Raw genomic sequence first — 20,737 nt, 5'->3', positions numbered from 1 at the left:
CCCCCGGGCCGGCGCTCCGGCCCGGGGGCGGGCGGGAGCGCCGGCGCCCCCGTCGCTCAGGACTCGAAGCCGAGCGGCATGTAGGTGTCGACGTTGTCCTTGAACACCGTCTCGGAGGCCAGCGTGATCGACTGGGGCACCTGGAGCTCGACCAGGTCGGCCATGCCCTTGCCCTGCGCGATGAGCCGGCCCAGCTTGATCGCGGACGCGGCCATCGTCGGCGGGTAGGTGACGGTGGCCTCCAGCACGCCGCCGCCCGTCTTGATCTCGCGCATCGCGTTGGCCGAGCCCGCGCCGCCGACCATGAAGAACTCCTTGCGGCCGGACTGCTTGATCGCGGCGAGCACGCCGACGCCCTGGTCGTCGTCGTGGTTCCACAGCGCGTCGATCTTCTTGTGGGCCTGGAGCAGGTTGGAGGCGACCTGGTTGCCGGACTCCACGGTGAACTTGGCGTCCTGCTTCGCGGTGACGGTGTAGCCGTAGGACTTCAGCGCGTCCGCGAAGCCCTTGCTGCGGTCCTGCGTCAGCGGCAGCGTCGCGATCCCCTGGATCTCCACGATCACGGGGTTCGAGGCGCCCTTGCCCTTCAGCTTCTTGCCGATGTAGTGGCCGGCGGAGACGCCCATGCCGTAGTTGTCGCCGCCGACCCACGTCCGGTACGACAGCTTGTCGGGGAAGACGCGGTCGAGGTTGACGACCGGGATGCCGGCGTCCATCGCCTTGCGGGCGACCTGGTTCAGCTGCTCCCCGTCGTTGGGCAGGATCACCAGCACGTCGACCTTCGCGCGGATCAGCGACTCGACGGCGGAGATCTGCTGGTTGATGTCGTTGGTCGGCTCGACCGGCTTGAACGTCACGTCCTTGTACTTCTTGGCCTGCCCCTCGGCGTTCTTGGCGATCGCCGCGATCCAGCCGTGGTCCGCGGCGGGCGCGGAGAACCCGATGGTGACCTGCTTGCCCGGCTTGTCGTTGTCGCCGCCGAGCGACCCGGCCTGCGCCGCCGGGCTCGGGTCGTCCTTCGCGCTGTTGCTCGTGCAGGCCGCGGCGAGGCTGCCCGCCGCGACGACGGCGCCGCCGAACAGGACGCCTCTGCGGGTGGGACGGGGGCTCTGATCACGCATGACGTGCTCCTGATCAAGGGATGGGGCGTCCCCCGCCGCGCGTTCCCCGGGACGCGCGGCGCCGGACGAGGGGTGGGTGTCGGGCGGTGTCCTCAGGTGGGCGAGCGGAGCCCGCGGCGCTGCAGCAGCACGGCGATCACGATGATCGCGCCCTTGGCGATCAGCTGGTCGCTGGTCTGCAGGCCGTTCAGGATGAACAGGTTGGTGATGAGGGTGAACACCAGCACGCCGAGGATCGACCCGGCGATGGTGCCGCGCCCGCCGGTGAGCAGCGTCCCGCCGATGATGACGGCGGCGATCGCGTCGAGCTCGTACAGGTCGCCGTGGGTGCTGGAGCCGGTGGTGGTGCGGGCCATGATGATGAGCGCGGCGACGCCGCAGCAGAACCCGGACAGCGCGTACAGCGTCAGGGTGTGCCGGCGGACGTCGATTCCGGCCAGGCGCGCCGCCTCGGGGTTGCCGCCGACCGCGAACGTCCGGCGGCCGAACGTGGTGCGGTTGAGCAGCAGCCATCCGGCGGCGGCGACGGCGGCGAAGATGTACACGACGAGCGGCAGCCCGAGCAGCTTGGTGGTGGACAGCGCCTCGATCGCGTCGTTCTCCGGCCGGACGAGCTGGGTCCTGCGGTCCGACATCCGCTGCGCCAGCCCGCGCGCCGCGACGAGCATCGCGAGGGTGGCGATGAACGGCACGAGCCGGCCGTAGGAGATCAGCAGTCCGGTGACGACGCCGGCGCCGGTGCCGACGAGGACCGCGCACAGCGCCATCACCGCCGGGCCGTAGGACTGCGTCGCCACGGTCGTCGCCCATACCGACGCCAGCGCCATCACCGACCCGACGGACAGGTCGATCCCGCCGCCGATGATGACGAACGTCTGCCCGACGGTGATCACGCCGATGGTGGCGGCGAGCGCGAGGATGCCGACGACGTTGCCCGACGTCGCGAAGTTGCCGGGCTCGGTCACCAGGCCGACGGCCGACAGCAGCACCAGCGCGGCGACGAGCCCGAGGTGGTGGATCTCGCGGCCGCCCGCGCCGCCGCCCCGCGCGAACGGCCGTCCGCGCCCGCCGGCCGGGCGGGCGGGCGCCCCGCCGCGCTCGCCCGCGGTCTTCTCGGTCCGGGGGGCCGACCCTCCGGAGTGAAAGGTGCCGGTCACAGGGCACTCCCCTCCATGATCATGTTGAGCACGGCGCCCTCGTCGAGGTCGCGGGCGTCGCCGGTGTGCACGACGCGCCCCTCCCGGACGACGAGGACGCGGTCGGCGAGCCCGAGCACCTCGGGTACCTCGCTGGACACCAGCAGCACCCCGATCCCCCGCCCGGCCAGTTCGCGGATCACCGCGTACAGCTCGGCGCGCGCGCCGACGTCCACGCCGCGGGTGGGCTCGTCGAGGATCAGCAGCCGCAGCCCGGCCGAGCCGAGCAGCCAGCGGGCCAGCACGACCTTCTGCTGGTTGCCGCCCGACAGCGTCACGACCGGGCGCCGCGGGTCGGGCGGACGGATGTCGAGCGACTCGATCTGGCGCCGCACGTCGGCGAGCTCGCGGCGGCGGCTGAGCCAGCCGAACGAGGCGTAGCGCGGCAGCGAGGCGACGCTGACGTTCGCGGCGACGGTCTCGTTCAGCAGCAGCGCCTGGCTCTTGCGCTCCTCCGGCGCCATGCCCATGCCGCGCCGCACCGCCGCGCCCGTGTCGCCGGGACGGACCGGGCGGCCGTCCACGAGCACCCGTCCCCGCGCGGGGCGCCGGGCCCCGTAGACGGTCTCCAGGATCTCCGAGCGCCCGGACCCGACCAGCCCGGCGAGCCCGACGATCTCGCCCGCGCGGACGGTGAGCGAGACGTCCTCGAACGCGCCGGGCAGCGTGAGGTCCTCGACCCGCAGCACCTCGGGGCTCGCGTCCTGCGGCTCGGGCCGCGGCGGGAACACGTACTCCACGTCGCGCCCGGTCATCAGCGACACGATCTCGTCGGTGGAGGTGCCCCGCGCGGGCAGCCCGCCCGCGACGGACCGGCCGTCCTTGAGGACGGTGACCCGGTCGCCGATCTCGCGGATCTCCTCCAGCCGGTGCGAGATGTACACCACGGCGACGCCGGCGGCGGTCAGCTCCCGGATGATGCGGAACAGGTTGGCGACCTCGTCGTGGGCGAGCGCGGCGGACGGCTCGTCCATCACGATGAGGCGGGCGTCGTGCGACAGGGCGCGGGCCATGCTGACGACCTGCTTGCCGGCCGCGGGCAGCCGCCCGACCTCGCGGCGCGGCGGGATCTCCCCGTGCCCGAGCCGCCCGAGCAGCTCCCGCGCCGCCCGCTCGGCCTCGCCGCGGCGGGTGAAGCCGAGGCGGGCCCTCTCGTGCCCGAGGAAGATGTTGTCGGCGACCGACAGGCCGTCCACCAGGTCGAGTTCCTGGTAGATGGTGGCGATCCCGGCGCGCATGGCGGCGGTGGGCCCGGCGAGCCGCGCCGGCGCCCCGCCGAACATGATCTCGCCCTGGTCGGGCTGGTGCGCGCCGGCGAGCACCTTGATGAGGGTGGACTTGCCGGCGCCGTTCTGGCCGAGCAGGCAGTGCACCTCGCCGGGGCGGACGTCGAGGTCGACGCCGTCCAGGGCGCGGACGCCGGGGAACTGCTTGACGATGCCGCGCATCCGCAGCAGCGGTTCGGGTTCGGGTTCGGGCGAGCCCATCGGGCCTCCTCGGGGGCCGGAGAGGGGGTCAGGACGCGGAGAAGACGTGGTCGCTGATGAGCCGGGCGCCGCCGACCACGCCGGCGGCGCCGGCGAGCTCGGACAGCACGATCGGGAGGTTGCCGGTCGCGAGAGGCGCGGACCGCCGGTACACGACGCTGCGGATCTCGGCGAGCAGCGCGTGGCCGAGGCCCGCGACGCCGCCCGCGATGATGACGAGGCCGGGGTTGAAGAAGCTGACGAGCCCGGCGAGGACCTGGCCGACGTGCCGGCCGCCCTCCCGGATGATCTGCACCGCGCTCGGGTCGCCGGCCGCGGCGGCCTCGCCGACGTGCTCGGCCCCCAGCTCCCCGTGGGTCTCCAGCAGGGCGGCGAGCGCGGGCGAGCGGCCGGAGCGCGCGGCCGCCTCCGCGTCCCGCGCGAGCGCCGCGCCGCCGAAGAACGCCTCCAGGCATCCGGCGTTGCCGCAGGCGCAGGTCGGGCCGTCGTCGTCGACCCGGATGTGGCCGATGTCCCCGGCGCTGCCGGACACGCCGCGGTAGATGGCGCCGTCCACGACGATGCCGCAGCCGATCCCGGTGCCGATCTTCACGAGCAGGAAGTCGTCCACGGACCGGGCGAGCCCGGCGTGCAGCTCGCCGAGGGCCATCAGGTTCACGTCGTTGTCGACGAGCACCGGGCAGCCGAGCTCCTGGCCGATCGCGTCCCGCACCGGGAACCGGTCCCAGCCCGGCATGATCGGCGGGACGACCGGCATGCCGTCGCGGAAGCTGACCGGCCCGGGCACCCCGATGCCCGTCCCGTGCACCTGCGGGATCAGGCCCTCGTCGCGCAGCTTGCCGAGCAGGTCCAGCGCCCGCTCCAGCACCACGGTCGCGCCCTGCCGGACGTCGCACCGCTCGCTCACGTGCCCGAGGACCTCCAGCTCGCCGTCGGTCACCGCCACGTCGATCGAGGTCGCCCCGATGTCGAAGGCCACGAACCGCAGCCGGGGCGACAGCCGGACGATCCCGGACCGCCGCCCGCCCCGCGAGGCCGCCAGCCCGGCGCCCTCCACGAGGCCGAGTTCGACGAGCCGGTCCAGTTCGACGGCCAGCTTGGACCGCGACAGCCGGACGACGTCGCCCAGCTCGGCGCGCGAGCGCGGCCCCTCGTCACGCAGCAGCCGCAGCAGGCGTGCCTGGTGCACGTTCTGCGGACGAGCCGACATGCGCATCACGCCGTCCCCTCGGGATCAAGCCCCGGCGCCCTGTGACGCCGGTCTCATGCCCGAGACCGTAACCCCCTTTCACCGCGATGAGAAGACCTTTCCCCCAAAAACCTCAAACTTTCCCCACTCAGAGGACAAAGCTCGCCACAAGCAACGGCCCCGCCCAGTGCAGCGCACCGGACGGGGCCCCAAAAGACCACCTAAACGCCTACCTCAGCCCCCACCGCAGCGAGCCGCAAGGCGAGCCATAAACGCCACCCGCGCCCACGACCGCCACAACCTCAGCCCTTACCGCAACCCCGCAGCGACCCCGGCGCCGCGATCGCGTCCGAAGGCAGGTTCGAGCTTGCGAGAACCTGATCGCGCAGCGAGCCGCAAGGCGAGCCGGAGCGATGCCAGCGATCGCCGCGGTGCCCGACGATGGAGGGCCCTCCGGGCCCGAAGGAGGAGGGCGCCGCGATAGACACAGCAGGGCCGCTAGGCCCGAAGGAGGAGATAAAAGCTAATAAGCAAGCTGCCTGCCAGTGCTCATGGTTCGCATGATGTGTTCGACGAGGCTGATGAGGACGCGCTTGGCGTCTTCGCGGTCGCGGACGTCGCAGGAGATCACGGGGATCTCCGGGGCGAGGTCGAGGGCGTCGCGGACCTGGTCGGCCGAGTGCTGACCGGCGCCGTCGAAGCGGTTGACCCCGATGATGAAGGGGACGCCGCGGCGTTCGAAGTAGTCGACCGAGGCGAAGCAGTCGGCGAGGCGGCGGGTGTCGACGAGGACGACCGCCCCGAGCGCGCCCTTGGCCAGTTCGTCCCACATGAACCAGAACCGGTCCTGGCCGGGGGTGCCGAAGACGAAGAGCACCAGGCCGTTGGGCAGGGTGATGCGCCCGAAGTCCATCGCCACGGTGGTGGTGGTCTTGGACGCGACGGCGGTGGTGTCGTCGACCCCGATGCTCTTCTCGGTGAGCGCCTCCTCGGTGCGCAGCGGGCGGATCTCGCTGACCGCGCTGACCAGGGTGGTCTTGCCGACGCCGAAGCCGCCGGCGACGAGGATCTTTACCGTCAGCGCCGAGTCGCCCTGGTGGGCGGCCGCGTCAGAGCGCACGGATTCCATCGATCACTTCCTTGAGTACGCGCTCGCTGGGGAACTGCGCCACCGGCGCGGGGCGCCGGACCTGTATCAGCGAGTGGTCGAGCAGGTCGCCGAGCAGGACACGGACGACCCCGAGGGGAAGTTCCAGATCCGACGCTATCTCGGCGACCGACAACGGGGTGCGGCAAAGCTCGAGGATCATGTCATGTTCCGGTTCCGGCGCCCATGGGGTCGCCGGAAGTGCGTGGGCGTCCTCCGCGGGCTCGGGCGGGTCGGCCGCGACGATCAGCGCGACCAGGTCGAACTCGACGCCGTCGTAGTGCGTCCGGCCCCGGGTGAGCGCGTACGGACGCACGACGGGGCCCGCCGCGTCGTCGTACCAGGCCGTGCCGCTCATCTCACGCGCCGCCGGGCTCGGCCGCGGCGACGCGCGGGTTGGCCGACAGGTGCTGGCCGACCCGGGTGACGAGCATCGCCATCTCGTAGGCGATGATCCCGAGGTCGGCCTCGGCGTCGGCGAGGACGGCCAGGCAGGCGCCTCGTCCGGCGGCGGTGACGAAGAGGAACGACGACTCCATCTCCACGATCGTCTGCCGGACGGCTCCGCCGCCGAAGGACTCTCCGGCTCCGCGCGCGAGGCTCTGGAAGCTGGCGGCCACGGCGGACAGGTGGTCGGACTCCTCGCGGGCCAGCCCGCTGGAGGCGGCCATCCGCAGCCCGTCGCTGGACAGCACCACGGCGTTCTGCACGGGGGCGACCCGCTGGACGAGGCTGTCCAGGAGCCAGTTGAGCTCACCTCCGGCTCCGCCCGGGACCTCCGTGCCGGAGTGCTGGGGCTGTGTCATGGGGCGTCGTCCTCCTGGTCGCCTTCGTTGCCCGCGGCCTCCGCGTCGGCCGCGTCCTGCCTGCCTCGCTGCCAGCCGAGTTGCATGGCCGACATCATCGAGCGCATCGACTCGGGCGAGCGGGCGGCGCCGTCGTCCGGGTCCTCGTCCGTGGGAACGGTCCCGGCCGTGTCGCGGCCGGGACCGTCCGCGGGAGCGTCCATCGCGTCCATGGGGACGGGTGCGGCGAGCGGCGTCGCGGCGGGCTCCGGTGCGGGCGGCGCCGGGGGCGCGGCCGGTTCCGGAGCGGGCGGCGGGGCCTGGCCCTGCGCGGCGAGGTGCGCGTCCACCCGTTCCTTGAGCTGGGGTGCCAGGTGCTGCTGGCGCCTGCGCCTGGGCAGCTCGCCCTCCCGCAGGGGCGGGGCGGGTTCCGGCGGCGGCTCGCCCCGGGCGGGCGCGGGCGGCGTCTCGGCGCGCTTCGGCGCCGCGGGCTCGGGCTTCTCGGCCGGGGCCGCGGGCCTGGGCGCGAGCGGGCCCGGTTCGGGCCGGTACGGCTCGGCCTCCGCGACGAGGCGGACGACCCCGGCGGACTCGCCGCGTGCGGGGGCGGCGGCGGGGAGCGCCGCGGCGGGGCTCGGCAGTTTCTGCATGGGCCCGGTGGCGCGGCGCACGGCGGCCGGTTCCGGTTCGGCGCTCTCCACGATGAGCGAGCTCGGGATCAGCGCGATCGCCGTCGTCCCCCCGTACGGGGACGGGCGCAGCGTGACGGTGATGTCCTGCCGCTCGGCCAGCCGGGCGACGACGAACAGCCCGAGCTGGGCGCTGTCGGACGGGTCGAACTCGGGCGGGTGGGCGAGCCGCTCGTTGGCGCGGCGCAGCGCCTCCTCGGTCATCCCGAGGCCGCGGTCCTCGACCTCGACCGCGAAGCCGCTGGCGACGGCATGGCCGCTGACCCGCACGGGCGACTGCGGCGGCGAGAACGTGGTGGCGTTCTCCACCACCTCGGCGAGCAGGTGGATGACGTCGGCGACGGCGGAGCCGAGCAGCGAGACGCGCGGCAGCGGCTGCACCCGCACGCGCGGGTAGTCCTCGACCTCGGCGACGGCGCCGCGCACCACGTCCACCAGCGGGACGGGACGGCGCCAGCCGCGTCCGGCGGTCTTGCCGGCCAGGATGACCAGGCCTTCGGCGTGCCGGCGCATGCGCGTCGCGAGGTGGTCGAGGCGGAACAGGTCCGACAGCTCCGAGGGGTCCTCGGTGCGGCGCTCCATGGTGTCGAGCAGGCTGAGCTGGCGGTGCAGCAGCGCCTGGTTGCGGCGCGCGAGGTTGACGAACACCTCGCTGATGCCGCGGCGGGCCGCGACCTCGCCCTCGGCGGCGACGAGCACGGCCTCGCGGGCGCGGTCGAACGACTCGGCGATCTGCCGGATCTCGGTGATGCGGTAGTCGAGCTCGGGGGCGGCCTCGGGTTCGACGGGGGCGCCGGCGCGGATCTGCTCGGCCAGCAGCGGCAGCCGCGTGCGGGTGAAGTCGACGACGCCGGAGGCGAGCGTGCGGCACTCCTCCAGCAGCCGCCGCGACACCCGGACCGCGAGCAGCGCCGACAGGACGATCGCGATGAGGCCGACGCCGCCGGCGAGGCCGAGGCGGGTGAAGGCGCCGATCGCGATGCGCTCCCCGTGGTCGACGACGTCGTCGAGGACCCTGTTCTCCAGCTCGAACAGCCGGCCGTTGGCGGTGTCGGCGAGGGACCGCCAGATGGCGGGCTCGATGACCGGCGTGTGCGGGGCGCGCGCGGCGGTCTGCCCCGTGCGGGCGCCCGCGGCGGGCTGGGCGCCCGCCTCGCGGGTCTTGCGCACCGCGGCCCGGGGCGGTTCGGCGCCGCGGATGACCTGGTCCTCCAGCGTCCGCAGCTGGACGAACGTCGGGGACGCCGCGAGGCGCTCGTAGCGCGCGTAGTCGTGGTGCAGGTTGGGCGCGTTGTCGGCGTACAGCATCCGCTGGGCGCCGACGAGCTGCGCGAACTCCCCGCGCTCGGCGGTGGTGATGTGCCCGGCGGCCAGGGCGCCGGTGAGCAGGGCGTCCTCGCGCGACATGAACTCGCGGGCGCGGCCGAAGGAGGCGAGCGTGCGGGCGTGCGCGGTGATGGACCCGTCCCCGGGCGTGGTCGCGTTGTAGACGGCGAAGCCCGCGTCGATGATGCCGCTGTACTCGCGCAGCACGCGCTCGCGGTCGGCGACCCGCTGGTCCACGCTCTGCCGGACGCCGCGCAGCGTGTCGATCCGCTCCACGAACGCGTCCAGCCGCTCGACGACCAGGGGCAGGATCGAGCCCCGCAGGCCGCCGTCGCGCGCGCCCTCGCGGACCTTGTCGCTCGCCTCGTCGGTCGCCTGCCGCTGCGTCCGCATCACGCCGGCGTCCGTGCGGGCGCCGCCGAGTTCGGCCATCGTCAGCCGCCGCTCCTTCTGCAGCGCGTCGATGAGGTGCTGCGTGGGCAGCACGGTCTTCTCCTGGAAGTCGCGGCTCTGCAGCAGCTGGTTCGCGTCGCCGTAGGTGAAGCCCGTGAGGAACACCCAGAGCGAGGCGAGCGCCAGCAGCGGCACGAGGACCAGCAGGCTGATCCTCGCCCGGATGGAGGAGAAACGGGGGCCCATCACGGCTGGCGGACCCTGCTCACGTGTGTCGCGGTCGGCATTGGGGGGCGGGACATGCGGGGGAAACCTCCCGATGCGTGGAGTACGGGGGTGTGCGGGAGCCTACTACGTCGCGGGTTCACGATGATCGGCCTTCCGGCCGCCGGGTGCCTCGTCCTCGTCGTCCGGCCAGCTCAGCACATGCTCCATCAGCGTGACGAGGACCTCCTTGGACGACTCGCGGCGGCGCGCGTCGCACAGCACCACCGGGACGCCGGGGTCCAGGTCGAGCGCGATGGCGATGTCGCTCGGCCGGTGCGTCCGCTCGCCGTCGAAGCAGTTCACGGCCACGACGAACGGGACGCCGCGGCGCTCGAAGTAGTCGATCGCGGGGAAGCTGCCGGTCAGCCGGCGCGTGTCGGCGAGCACGACCGCGCCGATCGCGCCCGCCGCCAGCTCGTCCCACATGAACCAGAACCGCTCCTGGCCGGGGGTGCCGAACAGGTAGAGCAGCAACTGGTCCGACAGCGTGATCCGGCCGAAGTCCATGGCGACGGTCGTGGTCGCCTTCGCGTCGACGCCGGACACGTCGTCGACCCCGGTGCCCCGGTCGCTGAGGGGCTCCTCGGTGTGCAGCGGCCGGATCTCGCTGACCGAGCCGACCAGGGTGGTCTTGCCCGCGCCGAACCCGCCCGCGATGAGGATCTTGGTGGTGACGAGCGGCCGGGCCGCGAGGCCCGGCCGCGCGGGCGGCCGGTCAGAGCGCGCGGAGTCCATTGAGCACCTCCCTCAGCACCCCGGTCGGGGGCCGCCGGCCCTCGGCCGGGCGCGCCTCGTCCACCACCGCGACCAGGCCCTTGTCCCGCAGGTCGCCGAGCAGCACCCGCACGACGCCGATGGGCAGGCCGAGGTCGGCCGCGAGGTCGACCACCGTGACCGGCCGCGCGCAGCCCCGCAGCACCCGCGCGTGGTCGGGGCTGTAGCGCAGCCGGTCGCCCGGCGGGACGCCGGTGGCCGCGACCACCGCGATCAGCTCGAAGCCCGCGCCCTCGGGACGGGTCCGTCCCCGGGTCATCGCGTAGGGGCGCACGAGCGGCCCGGCCTCGCGGTCCAGCCAGCGCTCTCCCGGCGGGGTCATCGGTCAGAAGCCCCGCGGCGCGGACCCCCCGGCGCCTCCGAACCCCTGACCGCCCGTGTCCGTCCCGAACCTCGGGCTCGCCTGCAGGTGCTGGCCGACGCGCTTGACCAGCACCGCCATCTCGTAGGCGACCAGTCCGGCGTCGGCCTCCGCCTCCGCGAGCACGGCCAGGCAGGTGCCGTCACCGGCCGCCGTCACGAACAGCAGCAGCGCGTCCATCTCGATGATGGTCTGCCGGACGTTGCCGCCCGCGAAGTGCCGGCCGGCGCCGCGGGCGAGGCTCTGCACGCCGGACGCCAGCGCCGACAGGTGCTCGGCGTCCTCCCGGGCGAGCTCGTTGGAGGCGGCGACGGCGAGCCCGTCACGCGACAGGATCACCGCCTGCCGCACCGTCGTGACCCGCTGGGCGAAGTCGTTGAGCAGCCAGTTCAGCTCACCGGTCACGGTGTTGTGCATCATCGGGTCCCCTCATCCCCCATGTCGGACGCGCGTCCGCGCCGCCATCCCTGCTGTATCGATGCCATCAGCGAGCGTGCCTCCTCGGGCGAGCGTGCGACTGCCCCGTTCGCGGTTCCGCCGGGCGGCGGTGGCGACGGGGGATTCTTGCGCAGTTGCGGGGCCAGGTTCCTCTGCCTGACGCGGCGGGGCAAACCGGCGTGCGTTCCGGCGGGCTGCCAGTCCTCGCCGGCGGCCTCGTCGGTGTCCTCGTCGGCGGCGCCGCCGGGGCCCCCGGCCTCCGGCGTGTGGGCGTCGTCCGACCAGGGGTTCGGGGCGGGACGCGGCGGCGCGGGCGGCATCGGCCGGTCCGGGACACCCCACGGCGTCGCGGGCGCCGGGTCAGCGGCGGGCGCCTGGGGTCCGGTGAGCGCGGGCAGCGCCGGCGGGGCCTCCAGGTGGCCGCCGGCGCCGTCCAGATGCCCTGGAGCGTTCCGCTGCCCGTGCCGCGGGTCGTCCGCGGGACGGGCAGGCTCGGCGGGGTCGCGGAGCGGAACGACCCCTTCGGGGACGGGCGCGGCCATGAGCATCGCCTCCCGCTCCGGTCCCCCGTCGACGGCGGTCCCCGTCAGGGCCGCGGGCGCGTCCTCGGGCCCGTGCGCGGGCGGCGGCACCCCGGCGGCCATCTCCTCGGCCGACACCACCAGCTCGTGCGGGAACAGGACGATCGCGGTCACGCCGCCGTACGGGGATCGGTGGAGCGTGACGGTGATGTCGTGGCGGGCGGCCAGCCGCGCGACGACGAACAGCCCGAGCTGGTCGGTGTCGACCAGGTCGTACTCGGGCGGCTCGGCGAGCCGCCGGTTGGCCTCGGCGAGCTGCTCCGGCTTCACGCCGAGGCCCCGGTCCTCGACCTCGACCGCGTACCCGGTGCCGACCCGCTCGGCCATCACCCGCACCTCGGTGTTGGGCGGCGAGAACGCCGCCGCGTTCTCGATCAGCTCGGCCAGCAGGTGCACGACGTCGGTGACGGCCGCGCCGACCAGCCCGTCCTCGGAGTCGGTGAGCACGGTCGCGCGGGTGTAGTCCTCGATCTCCGAGACGGCGGCGCGCAGCACGTCGGCGAAGCGCACCGGCCGCCGCCAGCCGCGCCCCGGCGTCGCGCCGGACAGGATGATGAGGCTCTCGGCGTGCCGCCGCATGCGGGTGGTGAGGTGGTCGATGCGGAACAGGTCTTCCAGGTCGTCGGCCTCGGCGCGGCTCTCCAGGCCGTCCAGCAGCGTCAGCTGGCGGTGCAGGAGCGACTGGTTGCGGCGGGCGATGTTGAGGAAGATGCGGCTGACGCCCGCGCGCAGCTCGGCCTGCCCGACGGCGGCGTCGACGGCGGTCCGCTGCACCTTGGCGAACGCCTCGGCGAGCCGGGCGACCTCGGCGGTGCGGCCGGCGTCCAGGGGCGGGGCCTCCGCGGCGACGTCCACGCTCTCGTTGCGGCCGAGCCGCTCGACGATGCCGGGCAGCCGCTGCTCGGCCAGTTCCTCGGCCGATCCGCGCAGCCCGACCAGCTCGCGGACGAAGCCGCGCGCGAACCGCAGCGACAGCAGCACCGACAGCAGGATCGCCAGCAGGCCGAGGCCGCCGACGGCGGCGAGCCTGAGGTAGGCCTCGCGGCCGAGGTCGTCGGCGTGCTCCCCGGCGCGCCTGGAGTTGCCGAGCACCATCTCGTTGACCGACAGCACGAGCGGCTGCGCGGTGCGCTGCCACTCGCCGGGCTGGACGGGGATCGGCCGGCGCGGGTCGGCGTCGGCGATCCGGTCCTCCATCGCCTTGAACGTCTGGTACCGCGGGGACGCGAACACCTGCGCGGTGCCGGTCCGGTAGACGACCGGGTCGAGCAGCGAGCGCTGCTTGGTCCACTGCCAGCGCTGCTCGCCGACCATCTCCACGAACATGCGGTGCTCGGCCGCCGTCATCCGGCCCTTGGTGATGAACGCGCCCGCGACCAGCGCGTTCTCCCGCTGGAGCAGCTCCATGCCGCGGCCCGCGTGCCGGGTGGACTGCGTCCAGTCGTAGAGCGCCGAGTCGTCGATGGCCACGAGGCTGTCGTAGAGCCGGTGCATGTTGTCGACCATCGTGCCGTACCCGTTGACCGCGGCCAACCGGTCGACGGACCGGGCGTCGACCGCGGCGCGCAGCCCGCCGAGCCCGCCGAGCGCCCGCAGGACCGCGGAGACGCGCGACTCCATCTCGGCGTTCGTGGCGCTGCGCGCGGCGTCGGAGGTGGCCTTGCGGCGGAAGTTCTCGACGGCGTCGTCGAGGCGCGAGCGCTGCGACACCAGGGCGGCGGGGATGCCGCCCGCGGCCTGGCGCGGGGTGCTGAGGAACACGGCCGAGGCCAGCCGCTCCTTGCCGAGCTCGACCAGGACGCCCTGGCCGCTCGGCGCGAACTCGCGGTCGAGCGTGTGGTAGCGGCGCTGGGCGAGCGCGTCGCGGCCGGTGATGATCGCGGCGTATCCCCAGAGCGCGACGAGCGAGAGCAGTGGCACCAGCAGCAGCGCGGTGACCTTCGAGCGGATCGACCGCCTACGGGGGGATTTCATGTGACCTCGAACGTCCGGCACGGAGGGCCCCTGGATCATAAAGGCCGCCCGCGACGCCCCCGCAACCCCTTTGACGGCATTCGGCCGCATTGCCGCAATTCCTTGCCACCTGCGGCGATGTGCGGAGGCAAGACGATCTTGTCGAACCTGAGACAAGAGGATAGCGGCAAATCCGGACAATTTGCTTCATTTCCCCCTGTCGCTCCGCGACAATGCGCCATACTCTGCTTCTTCACCACCGCTCGCGCCGCGACCGGTCCGGGAAGGAGATCCACGATTCCTACAGGCAACGACGACGGCCGGGCCGGGAGGACGGCTCCCGGGCCGGAGGGCGTTACGATGCCCGCCGTGAGTCCCGAAAGCCAGGCATCCGAGGCATTGCCGTCGCGACGGCGCCGCACACCCCGCGGCGGCCGTCACCGCGGCGACGAATCCTTCCTGCTGCCCCCCGGATCCCCCACGCTCGTCCTCGCCGTCCCCGGACCCGCCCGGCGGGCCGGAACCGACATCGCCGCCGAGCTCGCCCACCTCGTCGAACTGGAGCACACCGGGCAACCGGCCTACGTCGGCCACCTGGAGGGCGACGAGGCGAGCCTGCACGCCGCGCTCGCCGGGATCCGGCCGCAGGGCGACGAGCTCGCGGCCGTGGTGGTGCCGCTGTCCACCGGGCCCGACCCGGCGCTCGACGCCGCCGTGCGCGCCGCCGTGGCGGCCGCGCCCGTGCGCACCGTCGCCGCCGAGCCGCTCGGCCCGCACCCGCTCATCGCCGAGGCGCTGCACGACCGGCTCGCCGACGCGGGGCTCGCCCGCGCCGACCGGATCAGGCTGATGACGATGGTGACGGCCGCGTCCGGTGTGATCGTCGCCACCCCGGGCGGCGCGACCGCCGTCCGGCAGGCCGAGGTCACCGGCGTGCTCCTGGCCTCCCGCCTCGCGGCCCCCGTCTTCACCGCATCGCTGAACGACGAGGCGTCGGTGAAGGCCGCCTACGAGCAGCTGCGCGCGGCCGGCGCGGCGTCCATCGCCGTCGCCCCGCACCTGATCGGGTCCGAGCCGGAGACCGCGCTGATCACGGCGGCCGCCGCCACGGTGGGCTCGGCCCACTCCGCGCCCCTCGGCGCCCATCCGGCCCTGGCCCGCCTGGCCGCCCTCCGCTACGTCGAAGCGCTCTCCACCGCGCTCGCCGACTAGGTCGTGTTTCAGAGTCCCGGCCCACTTCGCTCGCCTTGCGGCTCGCTACGTGACCCGGCCTCGGCGAACGCGGCATCGCTTCGCGATCTGCCCGGTGTCGCCCGCCTTCGGCGTCGCGACACCGGGCCGTTCACGCGTTCGCGCGCGCGGCTGAGGCCGCTTCGAGACCGGCCCTGGCCCAAGGGGGTCACCCCCCTTGGGCCGGCCTCGGCATCCCTTTGAGGGCCGCTAGCGGTTCTTGAAATCCGGTCGGCGTTTCTCCATGGTCGCCGCCATTCCCTCGGCGAGGTCCTCGCTGAAGAAGGCCAGGGTCTGCACGGCCGTCTCCGCCATGAGCTGCCGGCGCAGGCCGGGGACGTCCAGGGACGCGTTCAGCAGCTCCTTCGTGCGGCTCAGGCCGTAGGGGGACCTGCCGAGCAGCTCGCCGGCGAGGGCCTGGGCGGCGTCCAGGTCCCCGCCCTCGGGGGCGATCTCGGTGACGAGGCCGAGGGCGTCGGCGCGCGCCGCGTCCAGGCGCTGCGCCCGGTAGCAGATCTCCGCGGCCCTCGCCGGCCCGACCAGGCGCGGCAGCAGCCACGACAGGCCGCAGTCGCCGGCCGACAGCCCGAGGTCGACGAACGGCACGACGAAGCGGGTCGTCGGGTCGGCGACCCGCAGGTCGCAGGCCAGCGCCCAGGACACGCCCATGCCCGCGACGGGGCCGTGCAGCGCCGCGATCACCGGCTGCGGGATCTCCCGCAGCCGCGCGGTGACCTCGCCGCCCCGGGCGATGCCCCGGTAGAGCCGCTGGACGCGGCCCTCACCGCTCGCGCCGCCCGGGTCGCCGCCCTGCAGGTCCATGCCCGAGCAGAACCCGCGGCCCGCGCCGGTCAGCACGACCACCCGGGTGGACGGGTCGCGCATCAGCCCGTTGAGGACGTCCAGCATCTCCTCGGTCAGCGCGCCGTCGACCGCGTTCAGGCGCTCCGGGCGGGACAGGGTGATCGTGAGCACCCCGTCCCGCCGGTCGAGCTCGATCCCGGTCAACGGCTCAGGACGTGAGCTGCTGGATCAGCGGGCCCATCTGCTCGCCCACGTTGCCGAACACGGTCAGCGGCTCGGCCGCGCCGATGGCCGCCCAGTTGTCCCGGACGTCCTCGACCGACAGCGTCGCCTTCTGCCCGTAGCCGGGGCCCTCCGCCACGAAGATCTTCGCGATCCGGCCGCCGCCGACCGTGTAGACCTGGCCGGAGTCCTCGATGGAGTCGTGCACGAGGTAGGCGACGAGCGGGGTCACCTGGTCGACGCCGAGCTTGTCGGCGAAGTCGGCGGGCAGCAGGTCCTCGGTCATCCGGGTCCAGGCGACCGGGGCGATCGCGTTGGCCTTGATGTTGTACTTGGCGCCCTCCTGGGCGAGGGTCTTGGTGAACCCGACCAGCCCCATCTTGGCCGTGGAGTAGTTTGCCTGGCCGAAGTTGCCGAACAGGCCCGCGGGCGAGGAGGTGTTCACGATCCGGCCGTAGCCCTGCTCGCGCAGGTGCGGCCAGGCGGCGCTGGAGACCAGGAACGAGCCGCGCAGGTGGACGGCGATGACCGAGTCGAACTCCTCGACCGACATGTTCTTGAACGACTTGTCGCGCAGGATGCCCGCGTTGTTGACGACGATGTCGACCTTGCCGAACGCGTCCAGCGCGGCCCGCACGATCGCCTGCGCGCCCTCGGGGGTGGCGACGTTGTCGGGGTTCGCGACGGCCTCGCCGCCGTTCTTCTTGATCTCGTCCACGACCTCCTGGGCGGGGCCGGCGGAGGCGCCCGACCCGGTCCGGTCACCGCCGAGGTCGTTGACGACGACCTTGGCGCCGCGCGCGGCGAGCTCCAGCGCGTGCTGCCGGCCGAGGCCGTGGCCAGCCCCGGTCACGACCGCCACGCGGCCGTCGTAGCGCAGTTCCGACATCTCGTGTCTCCTCACATCGCACCGACTACGCCCCCAGGTAATCATCAAGGGGTTACCCAGTGGTACCACTAAACCGAATCCCGCTCGGCCGCGACCCCCCGGGTCCCTTCCCGGCTGGACGCCGGGGCCGTCCTGCGTACGATGGGACGAGGGAGGAAGTTGCGCCAATTGCTGCAATTCCCCCCGTGCCCACCGCGTAGTCTCCTCACCCGTCGATGCCACGAGGAGCAACGGAGGTCCCGTGCGATGAGCCTCGCCACCCCGTCCGCGTCCCGCCGCCGCTACCGCGTGGTGCAGTGGGCGACGGGCGCGCTCGGGCGCAGCGCGATCCGGGGCGTCCTGGAGCGCGACGACATGGAGCTCGCCGGCGCGTGGGTGCACGACCCGGCCAAGGTGGGCGCCGACGCCGGGACGCTCGCGGGACGCGGCCCGGCCGGCGTCGCCGCGACCGGCGACCTCGGCGAGATCCTCGACCTGGACGCCGACTGCGTCCTGTACGCCGCGAGCCCCCGTCCCGACCGGTTCGCCGAGCTGGAGACGATCTGCGCGCTGCTGGCGTCCGGCAAGAACCTGATCTCCCTCACCGGGCTGGTCTACCCGCGGGCGCACGGCCCGCTCTTCGTCAACGAGCTGGAGCAGGCCTGCAAGCGAGGCGGCGCGTCGGTGCACGGAAGCGGCGTCAGCCACGGCTTCATGGCCGACGTGATGCCGCTCGTGCTGTCGCGGCTGTCGCGCCGGATCACCCACGTCTACGCCCGCGAGTGCACCGACTTCGCCCGGCACCCGTCCCGGCGGCTCGTCCACGACCTGCTCGGGTTCGGCAAGGACGAGGAGACGTACCTGCGCGCGCTGCGCCCCAACCGCGCCACGATGCGGGCGCTGTTCTCCGAGAGCCTGCACCTGGTCGCCGCCGGGCTCGGCGTCGACCTCGACGAGATCGACGTGGACGCCGACCACCGGCTGGCCGGCGCCGACCTCACCACCGCCGCCGGCCCGATCCCGCGCGGCACGGTCGCCGCGGACCGCTGGACCTTCAACGGCATCGCCGCCGGCCGCCCGGTGATCACCGTCGAGATCGTGCACAAGGCCGACGCCGCGCGGATGCCCGACGAGTGGGGGCGGCCCGGGTACTCGCTGCGCGTCGACGGCCGGCCGCCGCTCACGCTGTCGGCCGGCGAGGAGTGGGTCTGCGACGCGATCTCCGCGGCGTCCGCGCACGCGCTGAACTCCGTCCCGGCGGTGTGCGGCGCCGCCCCCGGCATCCGCACCTACCTGGACCTGCCGATGATCAGCGGCCGGATGCACCTCTAGGCGCCCCGGCCGTCACGACGAGGGCAGCGTCGGCGCCGACTCGTCCTCCTCGTCCTCGGAGACGTCCTCGGCGGCCTGGGCCTCGGCCTCCTCGCGGGCCTCGCGGCGGTGCCTGCGGACGCTCCACACCACCAGCGCCACGACGGCCGCGGCCGCCAGGCCGATCGCCAGGCCGCGGCCCGCGAGCTTGGCCGCGTGCTCGAACGCCGTGCCCGCGAAGAAGCCGCCGAGCGTGAACGTCACCACCCAGGTGACGCCGCCGATGACGTTGAAGAGCAGGAACTTCGGATACGGCAGCCGCGAACTGCCCGCCAGCGCCGGCATGAGCGCCCGCAGCAGCGCCGTGAACCGCCCGATGAACACCGCGAACGCGCCGCGGCGGCGGATCATGTCCTGCGCGGCCGCGACCTTCGCCCGGTGTCTTCGCATCATCTGGACGTCCAGCAGCCGCGGCCCGTACTTGCGGCCGATCTCGTAGCCGACCGAGTCGCCGGCCACCGCCGCGACCACCGCGATCACCAGCAGCAGCGGCAGCGACAGCACGTGCTGGCTGGCGAGGACGCCGCCGACCACGATCGCGGTCTCGCCCGGGAACACGAAGCCGACGAAAAGCGCGGCCTCCGCGAACACCAGCGCCGCGATGATCAGGTAGATCATCGCCGGTGGCAGGCCGTCCACCAGGGCGTTGAACTGTTCGAGCATGGACCCCCGCCACCTCGTCGATCCGCCGGCCGGCCGTCGCGGCCGTTTCACACTGGATACCGACGGTTATGGTAGCCGCGAGGTTCCCGGATCCGGATCGCTCTCAGGTGCCGGCCTCGGGGCCGTCCTCACCTACTTCAGAGGGAGACGGGCATGAGCGTGCAGGAGGTCGAGGGAGGCCGCTTCGTCCGCCAGGCGAACCGGTTCACCGAGCGGATCACGGCGGACGGGTCGAGCGGCCTGCCCGCCGAGCCCGGCCGGTACCGGCTGTTCGTCTCCTACGCGTGCCCGTGGGCGCACCGCACCCTGATCGTGCGGCGGCTCCTCGGCCTGGAGGACGCGATCGGCGTCGGGATCGTCGACCCCATCCGGGACGAGCGGGGCTGGCGGTTCCCCGACCGCGACCCGGTGACCGGCGCCGTCTTCCTCTCCGAGCTGTACCTGTCCACCGACCCGTCGTTCCAGGGCCGCTACACCGTGCCGTGCCTCTGGGACACCGAGACCGAGCGCCTGGTCACCAACGACTTCCCGAACATCACCACGATGTTCGAGACGGAGTTCACCGCCCACCACCGCCCCGGCGCCCCCGACCTGTACCCCGAGGCGCTGCGGCCCGAGATCGACGAGCTGAACGACCTCGTCTACCACACCGTGAACAACGGGGTGTACAAGGCCGGGTTCGCCACCTCGCAGGGCGCCTACGAGGAGGCCTTCGACGCCCTCTTCGACACCCTCGGCCGGCTGGAGGAGCGCCTGTCCACCCGCCGCTACCTGTTCGGCGACGAGATCACCGAGGCCGACGTGCGGCTCTACCCGACGCTCGCCCGCTTCGACGCCGTCTACCACGGCCACTTCAAGTGCAACCTGCGGCGCCTCGCCGACCACGAGAACCTCTGGGGCTACGCCCGCGACCTGTACTCGAACCCCGCGTTCGGCGAAACCACGAACCTCGACCACATCAAGCGGCACTACTACGTGACCCAGCGGAACATCAACCCGTCCGGCGTCGTCCCCAAGGGCCCGCTCGTGGACTGGACGGCACCGCACGACCGGGGACGTTGACCGCGTCTCCCTCGTTATGCTGGCGCACCTCCAGTAATCCGCACGAGAGGCACGACCCCACCATGCGCAGCCAGTTCTTCGGCAACCTCGAACAGGGACAGCAGCTCCCCGGCCACTTCGCCCTCCAGAACTCCAAGATGCTCCGGATCCACCTGAACGGCGACGTCCTCGCCCGCCAGGGCTCCATGGTCGCCTTCCAGGGCCAGATGGAGTTCGACTACGAGGGCGCGGGCGGCATCGGCAAGTTCATGAAGAAGGCCCTGACCGGTGAGGGCGTCCCCCTCATGCGCGTCAAGGGCCAGGGCCTGCTGTTCGCCGCGAACGACGCCGACGACATCCACCTGTTCTACCTGGAGAACGAGGGCATCACCGTCAACGGCAAGAACATCCTCGCCTACGACTCGCACCTCCAGTCCGACATCCAGCGCGTCCAGGGCGCCGGAATCGCCGCGGGCGGCCTGTTCAACACCACCCTCCACGGCACCGGCTGGGTGGCGCTCACCACACATGGCACCCCGGTGATGCTCGACTGCGGCCGCGCCCCCACGTTCGCCGACGGCCAGTCCGCCGTCGCGTGGAGCACGAGCCTCCAGGTCGGCGTCAACCGCACCTTCAAGGCCAGCGCCCTCATCGGCCGCGGCAGCGGCGAAGCGATGCAGCTCGCCTACCAGGGCCAAGGCTTCGTCCTCATCCAGGCCTCCGAGGGCCCAACGGTCGCTCCGCACACCCACTGAGCCCCAGCCGGATCCCCCTTGGTAGATCTTGCCAGAGGCACGGCCCTGCCTTTGGCCGGTTCGGCCAACGGCGGGG

At 73.4% G+C, this 20,737-nt stretch carries 19 protein-coding genes; 4 read left to right on the top strand and 15 right to left on the bottom strand.

Annotation, left to right across the window (positions count from 1 at the left end):
• Window positions 1-56: 56 nt before the first annotated feature.
• The 12 genes from AB0C84_RS11295 to AB0C84_RS11240 form a co-directional block, all read right to left on the bottom strand.
• The gene (locus AB0C84_RS11295; protein WP_179843529.1) at window positions 57-1,121 is read right to left on the bottom strand and encodes an ABC transporter substrate-binding protein; all 1,065 of its coding nucleotides are present in this window, start codon (window positions 1,119-1,121) and stop codon (window positions 57-59) included.
• A 92-nt stretch (window positions 1,122-1,213) separates the two neighbouring features.
• Entirely contained in the window at window positions 1,214-2,278 is a 1,065-nt protein-coding gene (locus AB0C84_RS11290) for an ABC transporter permease (protein ID WP_361064065.1), read from the bottom strand.
• Window positions 2,275-3,804 (bottom strand): sugar ABC transporter ATP-binding protein, encoded by a 1,530-nt coding sequence (locus tag AB0C84_RS11285; protein ID WP_361064062.1) that lies wholly within the window; start codon window positions 3,802-3,804, stop codon window positions 2,275-2,277. The genes AB0C84_RS11290 and AB0C84_RS11285 overlap by 4 nt, the downstream gene beginning before the upstream one ends.
• A gap of 28 nt (window positions 3,805-3,832) precedes the next feature.
• The gene (locus AB0C84_RS11280) at window positions 3,833-5,020 is read right to left on the bottom strand and encodes an ROK family transcriptional regulator (RefSeq protein WP_218905273.1); all 1,188 of its coding nucleotides are present in this window, start codon (window positions 5,018-5,020) and stop codon (window positions 3,833-3,835) included.
• Window positions 5,021-5,516: 496 nt separating this feature from the next.
• Entirely contained in the window at window positions 5,517-6,122 is a 606-nt protein-coding gene (locus tag AB0C84_RS11275; protein ID WP_361064060.1) for an ATP/GTP-binding protein, read from the bottom strand.
• The gene (locus AB0C84_RS11270) at window positions 6,103-6,498 is read right to left on the bottom strand and encodes a DUF742 domain-containing protein (RefSeq protein ID WP_179843533.1); all 396 of its coding nucleotides are present in this window, start codon (window positions 6,496-6,498) and stop codon (window positions 6,103-6,105) included. The genes AB0C84_RS11275 and AB0C84_RS11270 overlap by 20 nt, the downstream gene beginning before the upstream one ends.
• Before the next feature lies 1 nt (window position 6,499).
• Window positions 6,500-6,946, bottom strand: a complete 447-nt coding sequence (locus tag AB0C84_RS11265) for a roadblock/LC7 domain-containing protein (RefSeq protein ID WP_258943385.1) — start codon at window positions 6,944-6,946, stop codon at window positions 6,500-6,502.
• Window positions 6,943-9,579, bottom strand: a complete 2,637-nt coding sequence (locus AB0C84_RS11260) for a nitrate- and nitrite sensing domain-containing protein (protein ID WP_361064280.1) — start codon at window positions 9,577-9,579, stop codon at window positions 6,943-6,945. The genes AB0C84_RS11265 and AB0C84_RS11260 overlap by 4 nt, the downstream gene beginning before the upstream one ends.
• Before the next feature lie 105 nt (window positions 9,580-9,684).
• Window positions 9,685-10,335, bottom strand: a complete 651-nt coding sequence (locus AB0C84_RS11255) for an ATP/GTP-binding protein (protein ID WP_179843535.1) — start codon at window positions 10,333-10,335, stop codon at window positions 9,685-9,687.
• Window positions 10,316-10,696 (bottom strand): DUF742 domain-containing protein, encoded by a 381-nt coding sequence (locus AB0C84_RS11250; protein WP_179843536.1) that lies wholly within the window; start codon window positions 10,694-10,696, stop codon window positions 10,316-10,318. The genes AB0C84_RS11255 and AB0C84_RS11250 overlap by 20 nt, the downstream gene beginning before the upstream one ends.
• A gap of 3 nt (window positions 10,697-10,699) precedes the next feature.
• Window positions 10,700-11,152 (bottom strand): roadblock/LC7 domain-containing protein, encoded by a 453-nt coding sequence (locus tag AB0C84_RS11245; RefSeq protein ID WP_179849299.1) that lies wholly within the window; start codon window positions 11,150-11,152, stop codon window positions 10,700-10,702.
• A complete protein-coding gene (locus AB0C84_RS11240; protein ID WP_361064055.1) occupies window positions 11,152-13,728 on the bottom strand; it encodes an ATP-binding protein in 2,577 nt (858 codons plus the stop codon). Before AB0C84_RS11240 ends, AB0C84_RS11245 begins: the two co-directional genes overlap by 1 nt.
• A 348-nt stretch (window positions 13,729-14,076) precedes the next feature.
• On the opposite strand from AB0C84_RS11240, the gene AB0C84_RS11235 reads away from it, so the two are divergent.
• The gene (locus AB0C84_RS11235; protein WP_361064052.1) at window positions 14,077-14,919 is read left to right on the top strand and encodes a hypothetical protein; all 843 of its coding nucleotides are present in this window, start codon (window positions 14,077-14,079) and stop codon (window positions 14,917-14,919) included.
• Window positions 14,920-15,147: 228 nt separating this feature from the next.
• Here AB0C84_RS11235 and AB0C84_RS11230 read toward each other — a convergent pair whose 3' ends face one another.
• Window positions 15,148-15,945 carry an enoyl-CoA hydratase-related protein gene (locus tag AB0C84_RS11230; protein ID WP_361064049.1) on the bottom strand — a complete coding sequence of 266 codons (798 nt, stop codon included), beginning with the start codon at window positions 15,943-15,945 and terminating at the stop codon, window positions 15,148-15,150.
• Between the two features lie 4 nt (window positions 15,946-15,949).
• The gene (locus tag AB0C84_RS11225) at window positions 15,950-16,852 is read right to left on the bottom strand and encodes an SDR family oxidoreductase (RefSeq protein ID WP_361064046.1); all 903 of its coding nucleotides are present in this window, start codon (window positions 16,850-16,852) and stop codon (window positions 15,950-15,952) included.
• 246 nt (window positions 16,853-17,098) lie between these two features.
• Between AB0C84_RS11225 and AB0C84_RS11220 the strand changes: the two genes are divergently transcribed.
• A complete protein-coding gene (locus AB0C84_RS11220; RefSeq protein ID WP_361064043.1) occupies window positions 17,099-18,163 on the top strand; it encodes a dihydrodipicolinate reductase in 1,065 nt (354 codons plus the stop codon).
• 12 nt (window positions 18,164-18,175) lie between these two features.
• Here the strand turns inward: AB0C84_RS11220 and AB0C84_RS11215 are convergent, their stop codons facing one another.
• Window positions 18,176-18,865: a DedA family protein gene (locus tag AB0C84_RS11215; RefSeq protein ID WP_258943379.1), complete on the bottom strand. Its 690-nt coding sequence runs from the start codon at window positions 18,863-18,865 to the stop codon at window positions 18,176-18,178.
• A 153-nt stretch (window positions 18,866-19,018) separates the two neighbouring features.
• On the opposite strand from AB0C84_RS11215, the gene AB0C84_RS11210 reads away from it, so the two are divergent.
• On the top strand, window positions 19,019-19,927 hold the full coding sequence (locus AB0C84_RS11210; RefSeq protein ID WP_361064040.1) for a glutathione S-transferase family protein: 909 nt from the start codon (window positions 19,019-19,021) through the stop codon (window positions 19,925-19,927).
• 62 nt (window positions 19,928-19,989) lie between these two features.
• Window positions 19,990-20,661, top strand: coding sequence for an AIM24 family protein (locus tag AB0C84_RS11205; protein ID WP_179843544.1), 672 nt, complete (start codon window positions 19,990-19,992; stop codon window positions 20,659-20,661).
• Window positions 20,662-20,737 lie beyond the last annotated feature (76 nt).

Origin of the sequence: Actinomadura sp. NPDC048955, assembly GCF_040649435.1 — a bacterium.
Classification (GTDB): Bacteria; Actinomycetota; Actinomycetes; order Streptosporangiales; family Streptosporangiaceae; genus Spirillospora; species Spirillospora luteofluorescens.
This window is presented reverse-complemented; position numbering and strand designations above follow the sequence as displayed.